Origin of the sequence: Conyzicola lurida (assembly GCF_014204935.1) — a bacterium.
GTDB lineage: Bacteria > Actinomycetota > Actinomycetes > Actinomycetales > Microbacteriaceae > Conyzicola > Conyzicola lurida.
In genome coordinates this window covers 3,158,050-3,170,498 of record NZ_JACHMJ010000001.1, presented here as the reverse complement: position 1 = coordinate 3,170,498, position 12,449 = coordinate 3,158,050, and the positions used below count along the sequence as shown (strand labels likewise).

Here is a 12,449-nt window from a genome sequence, read left to right as displayed (position 1 = left end):
GGGTGAACGGGTGGATCGTCTTCGGGGTCGTGGTACTGGCGTGCATCGCCATCTTCGTCGCCTCCCGATTCGGCTGGATCGATCTCTCGAACAAGAACGAGACCAACGGCCCGCGCGGCGGTGTGATGGGAATCGGCGACGAGGTCTTCAACCCGACGCGTAACGAGGCCCAGATCGAGCTCGACCGCCAGACCGTGCTGCCCGCCCCCGCCCCGCTCGCCGGCGACGGAGACCTCGGCATCTACGGAGGCAAGGTCGAAATCGACCTCGACGACGACGTGCGCGTCGAGCGCCGAGGCCCGCGGCACTAGCCCACCCTGCCTGCGCTCGTGTCGACCCCGTCGGGCGGCGCATTCGGCTATGCGGCGCTGAGCGACGTCGCGCTCGCGGAGGTTTGTCGCGGGCGCGCAGGATTGTCCCGGGCGCGCTGAGTTTTGTTGCGCACGCGCTGGTTCGTGCGGGCGCGCGGTCGACACACCTCAGCGCGGCTCGGTGCTGTGCCGCGCACGAGGTGCCTCCGCTTGCAGTGCGACCATCGGGCGACGGGGTAGCAGGGCGGTGCGGCCCAGGCGGCGAGTCCCGGCCCCGCGGCGTCCGCGATTTCGTTATGCCACCTCAGCGCGGCACAGCTATTTCGAACATCCGCCGTCGGCGCGGCCGTCTGCCATCACCGGTCGACAGGATGCCGCGGCCGACGCCTCGCAAACGGCCCTGTCGAGCGTGCGAACGCGGCCACTCGGCCTGTTCGCCGCGCAAACCCGGGCGATCGCGCGTCGTGGCGTCGGGATCGGCGGTCGCTCTCGGCGAAGTGGCTCTGGCCGAAACCGGGTCGCACCCATAAGCTGAGTATCAATCGATTGGAGACGGGTGTGGACGAGATTGCGCCTCCGGTCGTGCCCGCGCGAATCGCGACCTCGGCGTTGGTGTCGTTCGCGCTCGGAGTGGCCGCGCTGACGATGCTGTTCGTCGGCCCGCTCACCGCGGCGGCGGTCGGCCTGGCCGCAATCGCCGCCGGTCTGGTGTCGCGCCGTCGCCTGATCGCGGACCCGATGCTCGCTGGCGCACGGGTGTCGCTGCTCGGCTTCATTTTCGGCGCTATCGCCGTCGCGGTCGGCGGGTTGCCGATCGCGCTCGTGACGGTGCTGTCGCTCCTCTAGAGCGTGTCACGGCCGCTCCCGGGCCAGCCGGTCGACAGGATGCCGCGGCCGACGCCCCGCAAACGGCCCTGTCGAGCGTGCGAACGCGGCAAATCGTCCTGTTGAACGGGCGCGTGGCTGCCAGCGAGAGGCGTCCGACGACCCGCGCCCGAGCCCGGCGCTAGTCGCGACCGAACAGGCCGCCCAGTGAGCCGAGCCCCGGGATCTCGAAGTTCGACCCGAAGTCCGCGACCTGCTCGCCGAGTCCGCCGACGTAGCCTTCCGCGCCCTCGGCGAGACCGCTGAAGTCGCCCAGCTCGCCGAGGTTCGCGAGGTTCTCGAAGTCGACGCCCATGCCCGCGGCCTGCTCGAGCAGGGGAGCCGCGACGCTGCTCACGATCGCGCCACCGGCGACCGCCGCGAGCAGTCCGCCCGCGGCGCCGATGCCGGCACCCGCTACCGCTCCGACGCCGAGTCCGGCGGCAGCGCCGCCGACTCCGCGACCGGAGGCCTTGGAGAAGAGGCCCTTGAGGAAGCCGGGGTTGCGCGCTTCGCCGCGCGCCGCCGAGCGGGCGAGGTCGTCGGGGCTCGCGGAGGCGGGCTGCTCGTTCGCGGGCAGCTCGGAACGCAGCTGCGCGTCCACCTGGTCGCGCTGCGCCGGGGTGAGGCGCGCGAATGCCTCACGGTGCACCTGCTCGAGCTGCTCCGGAGCAGCGGTCTTGAGCAGGTAGTCGTAGCGGGCGAGCGCCGCGCGGTCCTCGGCGCTCGCGGGCGCGGCGGGACGCGCGGCGGCGGGACCCGCGGCGGCGGGACGCTGGGCAGCGGGTCGCGCGTCATCGGGACGGGAGGAGTAGGAGGAAGCGGGCGAGGTCGTGGAACGCTCGTCCCCGGTCACCTTGTCCGCGACGGTGCGCACGACGCTCCGCCAGTCGGTCTGACCGGAACCGGTCGACGACGACTGGCCGTTCTTGTCGAGTGCTTTCGACGCCAGTTTCAGCATGCGCTGGAAGTTGCTCATGATTCGGGCCTTTCAGTGTGGCTGGAGTTCCAGCCTGCCCGAGGTGCCCTGTGCGAATCCTGCACGCCGCGTGAAAGTTCGCAGTCAACTACCCGATCAGGCTCGCGAGTTCCTTCGACGCGTAGCCGAGCGCCTCCGCGACTTCGGCGTTGTAGAGCGCGCCCTCGTGCGTCGACAGTCCCTTCGCGAGCGGTGCGTTCGCCGTGATCGCGCCGAGCCAGCCGCGGTCGGCGATCTGCAGCACGTAGGGCAGCGTCGCGTTGGTCAGTGCCTGCGTCGACGTCTGCGCGACCGCGCCCGGCATGTTTGCGACGCAGTAGTAGGTGCTGTTGTGAACGGTGAACGTGGGGTCGTCGTGGGTCGTCGCTCGGCTGCCCTCGAAGCATCCTCCCTGGTCGATCGCGATGTCGACCAGCACGCTGCCGCGCTTCATGCCGGCGACCATCTCGTCGGTGACGAGTTTGGGTGCCGCCGCCCCGGGGATGAGAACCGAGCCGATGACGAGGTCGGCCTCCTTGACGAGCGCGGCGATGGCGTAGCTCGTGGAGACCGCGGTCTTGAGGCCGGGGTACTGGCCCTCGAGCTGGCGCAGGCGCGGGATCGACAGGTCGACGACGGTCACTTCGGCACCCATGCCGAGCGAGTTGGCCGCGGCGTGCTCGCCGGCGACGCCGCCGCCGATCACGACGACCTTGGCTTTCGCCGTGCCGGGAACACCACCCATGAGGATGCCGCCTCCGCCGTTCGGGCTCATGAGCTGCATCGCGCCCACCTGGGCCGAGAGGCGGCCGGCGACCTCGCTCATGGGCGAGAGCAGCGGCAGGGTGCGGTCGGGAAGCTGGACGGTCTCGTAGGCGATCGACGTGGTGCCGGCCGCGAGCAGCGCGTCGGTGCACGGGCGCGAAGCGGCGAGGTGCAGGTAGGTGAAGAGCACCTGCCCCGAGCGCATCTTCGGGTACTCCTCGGCGATCGGCTCCTTGACCTTGAGCAGCAGGTCGCCGGCGGCCCAGACCTCGTCCGCGGTTGCGAGCATCGTCGCGCCGGCGGCGATGTAGAGCTCGTCGGGGATCTGCGCGCCCTCGCCGGCTCCGGCCTGAATGACGACCTCGTGCCCGCGACGCACGAGCTCGTGCACGCCGGCCGGCGTCAGCGCGACGCGGTTTTCGTTGTTCTTGATCTCGCTGGGGACTCCGACGCGCATGGTTTATCCGTTCGTGGTGGGTGTGCTGAAATTCTGGCTGTGCTTCGTTTCGGCCACGTTTCTGCCGCATATAATTCGTGAAATGACGACAAAGTTGCCTGAATCTTCTGCAAGCGATGCATCGATGGCATCGGCCCCGGAGATAATTCGCCGCTACGAGCCGCTCGACGACATCGACCTGCAGCTGATCCGCCTGCTGCGCGACGACGCGCGGATGTCGAACGCGCGCCTCGCCGAGGAGGTTGGGATCGCGCCATCCACGAGTCTGACCCGGGTGCGGTCGTTGATCGAACGCGGTGTCGTGCGCGGATTCCACGCCGACCTCAACCCGCGGTCGCTCGGCCTGGGGCTCGAGGCGCTCATCAGCGTGAACATCCGCGTCGGGGCCCGGAAGGCGATCGCGCAGTTCTCCGACGAGATGCGGCAGCTGCCCGAGGTCGTGCAGGTGTTCTTCCTCGGCGGCGCCGAGGACTTCATCCTGCACATCGCGACGCGTGACACCGACCACGCGCGCCAGTTCGTCGTGGACAACCTGTCGGCGCACCCGTCGGTCGCGTCGACGCGCACGAGCCTGGTCTTCGAGCACCACACCCCGCGCCTCGCGGTCTGAGCGGGTTGAGCCTGTCGAAACTCGTCTGCGCGTGAACCTCGGTCGCAGGCTCCCTCGGCGCTGGGGTCGCGGAATCGCTGGCGCGATTCCCATAGCTCCACCGCGCAGGCTCAACCCCCTACGTCCGGGATAATCGACGGGTGACCGAAACCACCCCCGCCCCCGCCCCGCGCCGCCTGTTCTGGGCCGTCGTGCTCATCGCCGTCGTGGTGATCCTGCTCGACCAGGGCAGCAAGTGGTGGGCGGAGTCCGCCCTCGGCAACGGCGAAGTGGTGCCGTTCATCGGCGACCTCATCCGTTTCGTGCTGGTCTACAACCCCGGCGCCGCATTCTCGATCGGCACCGAGTACACCTGGATCTTCGCGATCCTCACCGGTCTGGCCGTCATCCTCATCGCCTGGTACGCCCGCCGCGTGACCTCGGTCGGCTGGATGGTCGCCCTCGGCCTGCTGCTCGGCGGGGCGACGACGCACCTCGGCGACCGCCTGTTCCGCGACCCCGGCTTCGGCCGCGGGCACGTCGTCGACTTCATCGCCTACGCGGACTTCTTCATCGGCAACGTCGCCGACATCGCGATCTTCGTCGGCGCGGTCATGCTCGTCCTGCTCACCCTGATGGGCCGCCCGGTCTCGATCACCACGACGCCCAAGGCGTCCACGTCCGCGAGCGACGAGACTCCCGTCGACTAGGTACTCGCCCGCACCACGATGCGAGTCGGCATGATGTTGACCGGCTCGGGGTCTTCGCCGCGCAGCAGCGCGAGCAGCATGTGCGCCATCGCCTCGCCCATCTCCACGGACGGTTGATGCACGGTGGTCAGCTCGACCTCGCCGCTCGTCGCGGCGGGACTGTCGTCGAAACCGACGACGGCGACGTCCGCCGGGATGACGCGGCCGCGCTCGCGCAGGACGGAGACGGCACCCGTGGCCATCAGGTCGCTCGCGACGAAGACGGCGTCGAGGTCGGGTGCACGGTCGAGCAGCTCCCGCATCGCGCGCGCGCCGCCGGCCATGGTGAAGTCGCCGTCCGCGAGCAGATCGCTGCGCAGGCCCGCGCCGTCCATCGCCCGCTTCCACCCGGCAGCGCGGTCGATGCCCGCGGGCATGTCGGCGGCACCGGAGATCGTCGCGATTCGGGTGCGGCCGAGATCGATCAAGAACTGCGTGCCCATCTCCGCCGCGGCCGTGTTGTCGACGTCGACGAAGTAGCTCGTCTGCTCGTCGGGCCGCAGAGGGCGGCCGCCGAAAACGACGGGCAGTTCCTTGCCGAGGCTCGCGAGGAAGTGGTCGCCCGAGTGGTGCGAGACCACGAGCGCCCCGTCGACGTTGCCGCCGAGCAGGTAGCGCACTGTCTTCTCCGACGGCGAGAACGGGCTGGTCAGCTGCAGGGTCAGCACGTAGTCGCTGGGCTCGAGCCCCTTGGTGATGCCGTGCACGATCGAAGCGAAGTACGGGTCGCCGAAGAAGCGTGTCGTCTCCTCCGGCACGACGAGGGCGATCGCCATCGTCTGCCGGTTGGCGAGCGACCGCGCGGCCCGGTTGGGGATGTACTGCAGCTCTTCGATCGCGGCGGTCACCGCGGTGAGCACGTCGGGGCTCACGCGGGTGGAGCCGTTGACGACCCGGGACACGGTCGACCGGGAGACGCCGGCGGCGGCGGCGACGGCCTCGAGCGTGGGCGGGAGGCGTCGCAACGGTGCAGCATTCATCGCTGGAGCCCTTCGAGTGGTGTGGCTGTAATTCTAGGGACTTCGCCCGACGTGCGGGATGCCGCGGCCGGAGCCGCGGCAACCCGAACCGAACGCTACAGCGCGCGCCCCGCAATCACCCGCTGGTACTCGATGGCGCTGTCCTTGTAGCTGCGCTCGAGCGTGTCGTAGTCGACCCGCACGATGCCGAACCGCTTGTGGTACCCCCACGCCCACTCGTAGTTGTCCATCAGCGACCAGTAGAAGTAGCCGTGCACGTCGACGCCGGCGTCGACCGCATCGAGGATGGCGCCGAGGTGCAGCCGCAGGAACTCGGTTCGTTCCGCGTCGTGCACCGCGCCATCCGGCTCGACCTCGTCGTCGTAGGCGGCACCGTTCTCGGTGACGTACAGCTTGACGGTGTCGCCGGTGTACTCCTCGTCGATGCGCACGAGCAGGCGGGTGAGCCCCTCGGGCTGTACCTCCCAGTCCATGGCCGTGAGGGGCAGGTCGCGGAGGCGCCAATGGATGCCCTCCGCCGCGGGGAACGGGGAACGCTTCGGCCGCTCGGAGGGAGCGGCGGTCGACATCTCGCGCTCGACGGGATGCGAGCTGAGGGCCTCGCCGTGGTAGTAGTTCACGCCCAGGGCGTCGATGGGCGTCGAGATGATCTCGAGGTCCCCCGGCAGCACGTACTTCTCGAGCCCGAGGCCGGCGAGGTCGGCCAGCACGTCGACGGGGTACTCGCCACGGAAGATCGGGTCGAGGAAGAACCGGTTGAACTGCCCGTCGATGCGGCGGGCGGCATCCACGTCGCCGGCGTCGGTCGGGTCGACCGGGTCGGGAACCGTGAGGTTGAGCGTGATGCCGAGGCCGAGCGACGGGTCGGCCTGGCGCAGCTCGCGCACCGCCAAGCCGTGGCCGAGCAGCAGGTGGTGGCCGGCCGCGAGTCCCGCTTCGACGTCCTGGCGCCCGGGGGCGTGCTCGCCGCCGATGTAGCTGAGGAACGACGAGCACCACGGCTCGTTGAGCGTCGTCCAGTTGTCGACCCGGTCGCCGAGCGCGGCGTGCACGTCGGTCGCGTACTCGGCGAAGCGGTAGGCGGTGTCGCGGTTGGCCCAGCCGCCCTTCTCCTCCAGCGCCTGCGGGAGGTCCCAGTGGTAGAGCGTGAGCCACGGCTTGATGTTGTTCTCGAGCAGCGAGTCGACGAGCCGCGAGTAGAAGTCGAGGCCCGTGTGGTTGACCGGGCCGCCGTCGGGACGGATGCGCGACCACGAGGTCGAGAACCGGTACGTCTGCAGGCCGAGATCGGCCATCATCGCGACGTCGCTCTCGTAGCGGTGGTAGTGGTCGCAGGCGACGTCGCCGTTGTGGCCGTCGACGACCGCGCCGGGCACGCGGGCGAACGCGTCCCAGATGGAGTCGGTGCGGCCGTCCTCGTGGGCGGCGCCCTCGATCTGGTAGGCAGCGGTCGCGACGCCGAACAGGAAGTCCGGCGGGAACGACCTGTTGTCCGTGGAGGAGCTTGCCAGCGGTGTGCCGGCGAGGCTGGTGAGGTGGGTCATCCCTTGATTGCTCCTTGCATAATTCCTGAAACCAGTTGCTTGCCCGCCACCGCGAAGAGGATGAGGAGCGGGATCGTGGACAGCAGTACGCCGGCCAGCACGATCGAATAGTCGACGAAGTAATTGCTCTGCAGTAGCGACAATGCCACGGGCAGCGTCGGATTGTTACTGTCCAGGATGATGAACGGCCAGAAGAAGTTGGTCCAGGTCGCCACGAACGTGAAGAGGGCGAGCATCGACGCGGCCGGGCGGGCGGCGGGCAGCCCGACGTGCCAGAACGTGCGGATCATGCTCGCGCCGTCGACACGGGCGGCCTCGATGAGCTCGTCCGGCAGCGACTGGGTCAGGTACTGCGTCATCCAGAACACGCCGAACGCCGTGACGAGTGCCGGGATGATGACCGCGAGCAGCGTGCCGCTGAGGTGGAACCACTGCGACATGGCGATGAAGAGCGGCACGATGCCGAGCTGGGTCGGCACGGCCATCGTGGCGATGATGAACAGCAGCATGCCGCGGCTGCCCTTGAACTTCAGCTTGGCGAAGGCGTAGCCGGCCAGGGTGGAGAAGAGCACGACCGACGCCGAGACGACGGTCGACACGATGATGCTGTTGGTGAACGCCTTCCAGAAGCCGACGCTCGGTTCGTTGATCACGGCCGCGGCGTTCTTGAGGAAGTTGCCGCCCGGCAGCCAGTCGATGTCCTGTTTGGTGATAGTGGATGAATCGCCGCTACCGATCAGGAATGACCAGTACAGCGGGAACAGGGCACCGAGGATCACGACCGTGAGGAACGCGTAGCCGAGGATGCCCGGCTTGTTGGTGGCGGCGGACTTCGCCTTGCGACGGGTGTACCAGCCGGGAGCCTGTGTCGTGGTCATTTGCCGTTTCTCGTTCCCGCGCTCGCGATTGCCCTCGTCGCCGCGAGGTTGATGAGCCCCACCACGATGATGATGATGAAGAGCAGCCAGGCGGCCGCGGCGGCGTGGCCGAACTGGCCTCCGCCGGTCTGGCCGAAGCCCTGGTTGTAGATGAACATGGTGATCGTGAGCCACTGCGCGCTGGCGCCGCCCTGGCCGGACTGGTCGTACATGCGCGGCTCGTCGAAGATCTGCAGGCCGCCGATGGTCGACGTGATGATCACGAAGATGAGGGTGGGGCGCAGAGACGGGATAGTGATGGAGAAGAACTGGCGCAGTTTGGTCGCGCCGTCGAGCATCGCCGCCTCGTAGTAGTCGCGCGGGATCGCCTGCATGGCGGCGAGGAAGATGAGGGCGTTGTAGCCGGTCCAGCGGAAGTTGACCATCGTCGCGATGGCGAGGTGGCTCGGCACGACCTGCGAGTGCCAGCCCACCGGGTCGAGCCCGATGCGGCCGAGCAGGTTGTTGATCAGGCCGTACTGGTCGCCGAACATGTTGCTGAAGATGAGGGCGACGGCGACGGGCGCGACGACGTAGGGCACGAGCACGCCCATGCGCCAGAAGGTCTTGGCCCTCAGGTTGTCGGAGAGCACCGCCGCGATGATCAGGGCGAAGATCACCTGCGGGATGGCGGACAGCAGGAAGATGCTGAAGCTGTTGCGCAGGGCGAGCCAGAATTTCTCCTGGCCGAGCACCCACTCGAAGTTGCCGAGTCCGACGAAGTCGCCCTGGCCGCCGATGATGTGCCAGTCGTACACCGAGACGTAGGCGGTGTAGAGGATGGGGAACAGTCCGGTGAGAGCGAAGAGGATGAAGAACGGCGAGACGTAGAGGTAGGGCGAGAGCTTGAAGTCCCAGTGGCTCAGCCGGTTGCCGAACGCGATGCGCCTGACCTGTCTGTCGTCGAGCAGGGCGGTTGTCATGGTGGTCCTAGGTGTCGAGGCGGATGAGACGAGAGACCGGGCCGGCCCGTGAAGGCCGGCCCGATCAGCGACGGTGCTTAGCCGAGGGCGGCGACGTCGGCTTCGAACTGCTTCCACGACTCGTCGGCAGACTGCGTCTTGTCCACGTCGACGCGGGTGATGGCGTCCTGCAGGGTGCTCATCACGGGGAAGTACTTCACGCTCTTGTAGGGAGCGACGGTGACGGCGGTGGCGCGGTCGGAGAAGATCTGGCCGGTCGGAGCGTCGTTGAAGTACGGACGGGTGATCGAGGTGAGCTCCTCAGACGTCTGCAGGTCCAGCTGGCTGGGGAAGTTGCCGGTCTGCACGAACGTGGTGAGCTGCTGCTCGGGAGCGGTCAGCCAGTCGGCGAGCTCCTTCGCCTCTTCGGTGTGCGCGCCCTGGGCCGGGACCGTGAGGTACGAGCCGCCCCAGTTGCCGCCGCCGTTGGGGAACACGTTGGCGATGTCCCAGCCGGTGACCTCGGCCGCGTTGCCCTCGATGATGCCGAGCATCCAGCTCGGGCAGAGCATCGTGGCGAAGGCGCCGTTGGCGAAGCCGGCGTTCCAGTCGTCGCTCCACTGCGTGAAGTGGGCGGAGAGCTCGGGGCTGACCGCGAGGACCTGCTCGTAGGCGTCCTTGACGACGGGGTTCGTGGTGGCGATGACCTCGCCGTCCTTCGACTCGAGAGTCTCTTCCTCCTGGTTGAGGATGCCCTGGATCATGGCGCCGGAGGCGTCGAACCAGGCGGAGTCGCTCGCGGCGGTGAACTGCTCGCCGACGGAGAAGTAGTTGTCCCAGTCGCCCTCGAGCAGGGCCGCAACCTCGGTGCGGTCCGTCGGCAGGCCTGCCGCGGCGAACAGGTCGGAGCGGTAGCAGATGGCCTCGGGTCCGATGTCGGTGCCGTAGGCGATGAGCTTGCCGTCGGCGTCGGTCGCCGCGGCTTCCTTCCAGTCGAGCCAACGGCCGTCGACGCTGTCGGACGACAGGTCGGTGAGCTTGTCGGAGTACTGCAGCAGTTCGGCGAACCAGTCGATCTCGACGGCCTCGACGTCGGCGAGGCCGGAGCCGGCGCCGAGCTTGGTGAAGTAGTTGGCGCGGGCGTCGTCCGACGTCGCTGCCTTGTTGTGCTTGATGGTGATGCCGGGGTGCGATGCCTCGTACTCGGCGAAGAGCTCGGGCGTGTAGCCGAAGTCGTTGAAGGTGGCGACGGTGAGGGTGATGTCGCCGTCCTCACCACCTTCGGCCGGGTTGCTGCTGCAGCCGGTCGCGACGAGGGCGAACACTGCTGCGCCCGCGACCACTGTTGCTGTTGTGCGTCGTGAAACCTTCACGGTCACTCCTTTGTGTGCGTGGATGGGAGATTCCGCAGGCGCACACACGGGCTGTGAGAGCGCTCTCACGGGATCGGGCATCACCCTATGTGTGTGAGATCACGACTGTCAACCGGTGCGTGAGAGCGCTCTCACGCGATTTCGAGACCGCAAACGCTTACAGCCCGGTCAGCCCCCAGAAATACGGGGGAGACCGGGCTGCAGGTGTCGCGTAAGAATTTTTCGCGAGTTTCTAGCCGAGCGGCGATTCCGACTTCCGCTGGGGTGCGACGGCCACGTTCGGCGTCTCGGCCTCGGCTGCGACACCGGATTCGGCGGCGACGGCGGCGGCCGCGTCATCCGCGTTCTCTTGAAGGGCCGACTTGGCACGCAAGGGCGGCGCCTTGAGGAAGAAGCTCAGCACGAAGGCGACGAGCACGACGCACAGGGCGATCCAGAAGACCGAGACGGCCGAGTTGGAGAAGCCCTCGAGGAATGGCGCGGCGAGACGCGGGTCGCTCGTGTTGAGGAACGAGGTGTCGCCACTGATGGCCTCTGAGGCGTTGCCGCCGCCGTTCAGCAGCTCGAGGATCGTCTTGTTGGCGGGATCCGCGAGCACGGCGGGGTCGGCGGTCGCCTCGGCGATTCCGGCCTTGACCGATGCCGAGTCGAACGCCGCCGTGATGTTGAGCGGCCAGCGCGTGAACAGCACCGAGAAGATGACGGCGGTGCCGACGGTGCCGCCGATCTGGCGGAAGAACGTCGAAGCGCTCGTGGCCACGCCGATGTCGCGCGGGCCCACCGAGTTCTGGCTGGCGAGCGTCAGAGTCTGCATAAGCTGGCCGAGGCCGAGGCCCGTGAACAGCATGCCGATCATCATGAACCAGACGGGCTTGTCGACGCTCGCGAAGGTGAAGACGAAGAAGCCGACGGCGAGGAACGCCGTTCCGAAGCGCGGGAAGTACTGGTACTTGCCGGTGCGGGCGATCAGCTGGCCGCTCACGATCGACGAGATCATCAGACCGAGGATCATCGGCAGCATGAGGAAGCCGCTCTCGGTCGGCGTCGCGCCGTTGACCACCTGGAGGTAGAGCGGCAGCGTCATCATGGCGCCGAACATGCCGAAGCCGACGAGCACGCCGAGGACGGTCGCCATCGAGAAGGTGTGGCTCTTGAACAGCTTGAGCGGGATGAGCGCGTCGTCGCCCATGAGCTTCTCGCTGAGCACGAACGCGGCGAGGCCGAGTACGCCGATCACGTAGCAGGAGATGGCGCCGAGCGAGCCCCAGCCCCACTCGCGGCCCTGCTCGGCGACGAGCAGCAGCGGCACGAGGCCGACGATGATCGTGGTCGCGCCCCACCAGTCGATGCGCACGCTGCGGCGCTCGTGCGGGATGTGCAGGAAGCGGATGACGATCGCGAGGGCCGCGATGCCGATCGGGATGTTGATCAGGAACACCCAGCGCCATCCGGTCACGAACAGGATCTCGGGGGTGCCGGCGAACAGTCCGCCGATGAGCGGGCCGACCACGCTGGAGACGCCGAAGACGGCGAGGAAGTAGCCCTGGTACTTGGCTCGTTCACGAGGGGCGAGGATGTCGCCCATGATGGCCAACGGCAGGGCCATCAGCCCGCCCGCGCCGAGGCCCTGGATCGCACGGAAGGCCGCGAGTTCGTACATCGAGCTCGCGAAGCCGGCCGCGATGGACCCGACGAGGAAGATGCTGATCGCGATGATGAACAGCGGGCGGCGACCGAAGATGTCGCTGAGCTTGCCGTAGATCGGCGTGGAGATCGTCGCGAGGATCAGGTACGCCGTGGTCACCCAGACCTGCTGGCTGAGCCCGTCGAGGTCGTCGGCGATCGTGCGCATCGACGTGGAGACGATGGTCTGGTCGAGAGACGACAGGAACATACCGGCCATGAGGCCGAAGATGACGAACAGGATCTGGCGGTGCGTCATAACGCCGCCGACATCCTTGATCGCCTGGGCCTGCTGCTTGCCCTTGGAGTCAACGCGTGACATGGAACCTCGTGAGTATCGGGGGTGGTTGTGGGGGT

12 protein-coding genes are annotated in these 12,449 nt (G+C 68.0%); 4 read left to right on the top strand and 8 right to left on the bottom strand.

Annotation, left to right across the window (positions count from 1 at the left end):
• Nucleotides 1-2 precede the first annotated feature (2 nt).
• Nucleotides 3-311, top strand: coding sequence for a hypothetical protein (locus HD599_RS15465; RefSeq protein ID WP_184239194.1), 309 nt, complete (start codon nucleotides 3-5; stop codon nucleotides 309-311).
• 558 nt (nucleotides 312-869) lie between these two features.
• Nucleotides 870-1,157 (top strand): hypothetical protein, encoded by a 288-nt coding sequence (locus HD599_RS15460; RefSeq protein WP_184239191.1) that lies wholly within the window; start codon nucleotides 870-872, stop codon nucleotides 1,155-1,157.
• 160 nt (nucleotides 1,158-1,317) lie between these two features.
• Here the strand turns inward: HD599_RS15460 and HD599_RS15455 are convergent, their stop codons facing one another.
• Together HD599_RS15455 and ald are read right to left on the bottom strand one after the other, a co-directional pair.
• Nucleotides 1,318-2,154, bottom strand: a complete 837-nt coding sequence (locus HD599_RS15455; protein WP_184239189.1) for a hypothetical protein — start codon at nucleotides 2,152-2,154, stop codon at nucleotides 1,318-1,320.
• An 88-nt stretch (nucleotides 2,155-2,242) separates the two neighbouring features.
• Nucleotides 2,243-3,355 (bottom strand): alanine dehydrogenase, encoded by a 1,113-nt coding sequence (gene ald, locus HD599_RS15450; protein ID WP_184239187.1) that lies wholly within the window; start codon nucleotides 3,353-3,355, stop codon nucleotides 2,243-2,245.
• 124 nt (nucleotides 3,356-3,479) lie between these two features.
• Here ald and HD599_RS15445 point away from each other — a divergent pair, with 124 nt between their 5' ends.
• Together HD599_RS15445 and lspA are read left to right on the top strand one after the other, a co-directional pair.
• A complete protein-coding gene (locus HD599_RS15445; RefSeq protein ID WP_184239185.1) occupies nucleotides 3,480-3,965 on the top strand; it encodes an Lrp/AsnC family transcriptional regulator in 486 nt (161 codons plus the stop codon).
• A gap of 140 nt (nucleotides 3,966-4,105) precedes the next feature.
• Nucleotides 4,106-4,654: a signal peptidase II gene (gene lspA, locus HD599_RS15440; RefSeq protein WP_184239183.1), complete on the top strand. Its 549-nt coding sequence runs from the start codon at nucleotides 4,106-4,108 to the stop codon at nucleotides 4,652-4,654.
• On the opposite strand, the gene HD599_RS15435 is transcribed toward lspA, so the two are convergent.
• The 6 genes from HD599_RS15435 to HD599_RS15410 all read right to left on the bottom strand — a co-directional run bounded on the left by HD599_RS15435 (nucleotide 4,651) and on the right by HD599_RS15410 (nucleotide 12,414).
• Nucleotides 4,651-5,673, bottom strand: a complete 1,023-nt coding sequence (locus HD599_RS15435; protein ID WP_184239181.1) for a LacI family DNA-binding transcriptional regulator — start codon at nucleotides 5,671-5,673, stop codon at nucleotides 4,651-4,653. The genes lspA and HD599_RS15435 overlap by 4 nt on opposite strands.
• Nucleotides 5,674-5,768: 95 nt before the next feature.
• A complete protein-coding gene (locus tag HD599_RS15430) occupies nucleotides 5,769-7,217 on the bottom strand; it encodes a GH1 family beta-glucosidase (protein WP_184239179.1) in 1,449 nt (482 codons plus the stop codon).
• The gene (locus tag HD599_RS15425; protein ID WP_184239177.1) at nucleotides 7,214-8,095 is read right to left on the bottom strand and encodes a carbohydrate ABC transporter permease; all 882 of its coding nucleotides are present in this window, start codon (nucleotides 8,093-8,095) and stop codon (nucleotides 7,214-7,216) included. The genes HD599_RS15430 and HD599_RS15425 overlap by 4 nt, the downstream gene beginning before the upstream one ends.
• Complete coding sequence (locus HD599_RS15420; protein WP_184239174.1) at nucleotides 8,092-9,057, bottom strand: carbohydrate ABC transporter permease; 966 nt, start codon at nucleotides 9,055-9,057, stop codon at nucleotides 8,092-8,094. Before HD599_RS15420 ends, HD599_RS15425 begins: the two co-directional genes overlap by 4 nt.
• A 77-nt stretch (nucleotides 9,058-9,134) precedes the next feature.
• Nucleotides 9,135-10,415: an ABC transporter substrate-binding protein gene (locus HD599_RS15415; protein WP_425489166.1), complete on the bottom strand. Its 1,281-nt coding sequence runs from the start codon at nucleotides 10,413-10,415 to the stop codon at nucleotides 9,135-9,137.
• 226 nt (nucleotides 10,416-10,641) lie between these two features.
• The gene (locus tag HD599_RS15410; protein WP_184239170.1) at nucleotides 10,642-12,414 is read right to left on the bottom strand and encodes an MDR family MFS transporter; all 1,773 of its coding nucleotides are present in this window, start codon (nucleotides 12,412-12,414) and stop codon (nucleotides 10,642-10,644) included.
• Nucleotides 12,415-12,449 lie beyond the last annotated feature (35 nt).

Excerpts from the sequence above, each read along its gene's own strand:
- HD599_RS15420 (WP_184239174.1), bottom strand. The coding sequence starts at position 9,057 with ATGACAACCGCCCTGCTCGACGACAGACAGGTCAGGCGCATCGCGTTC.
- HD599_RS15430 (WP_184239179.1), bottom strand. The coding sequence starts at position 7,217 with ATGACCCACCTCACCAGCCTCGCCGGCACACCGCTGGCAAGCTCCTCC.
- HD599_RS15455 (WP_184239189.1), bottom strand. The coding sequence starts at position 2,154 with ATGAGCAACTTCCAGCGCATGCTGAAACTGGCGTCGAAAGCACTCGAC.
- HD599_RS15410 (WP_184239170.1), bottom strand. The coding sequence starts at position 12,414 with ATGTCACGCGTTGACTCCAAGGGCAAGCAGCAGGCCCAGGCGATCAAG.
- HD599_RS15435 (WP_184239181.1), bottom strand. The coding sequence starts at position 5,673 with ATGAATGCTGCACCGTTGCGACGCCTCCCGCCCACGCTCGAGGCCGTC.
- ald (WP_184239187.1), bottom strand. The coding sequence starts at position 3,355 with ATGCGCGTCGGAGTCCCCAGCGAGATCAAGAACAACGAAAACCGCGTC.
- HD599_RS15445 (WP_184239185.1), top strand. The coding sequence starts at position 3,480 with ATGGCATCGGCCCCGGAGATAATTCGCCGCTACGAGCCGCTCGACGAC.
- HD599_RS15425 (WP_184239177.1), bottom strand. The coding sequence starts at position 8,095 with ATGACCACGACACAGGCTCCCGGCTGGTACACCCGTCGCAAGGCGAAG.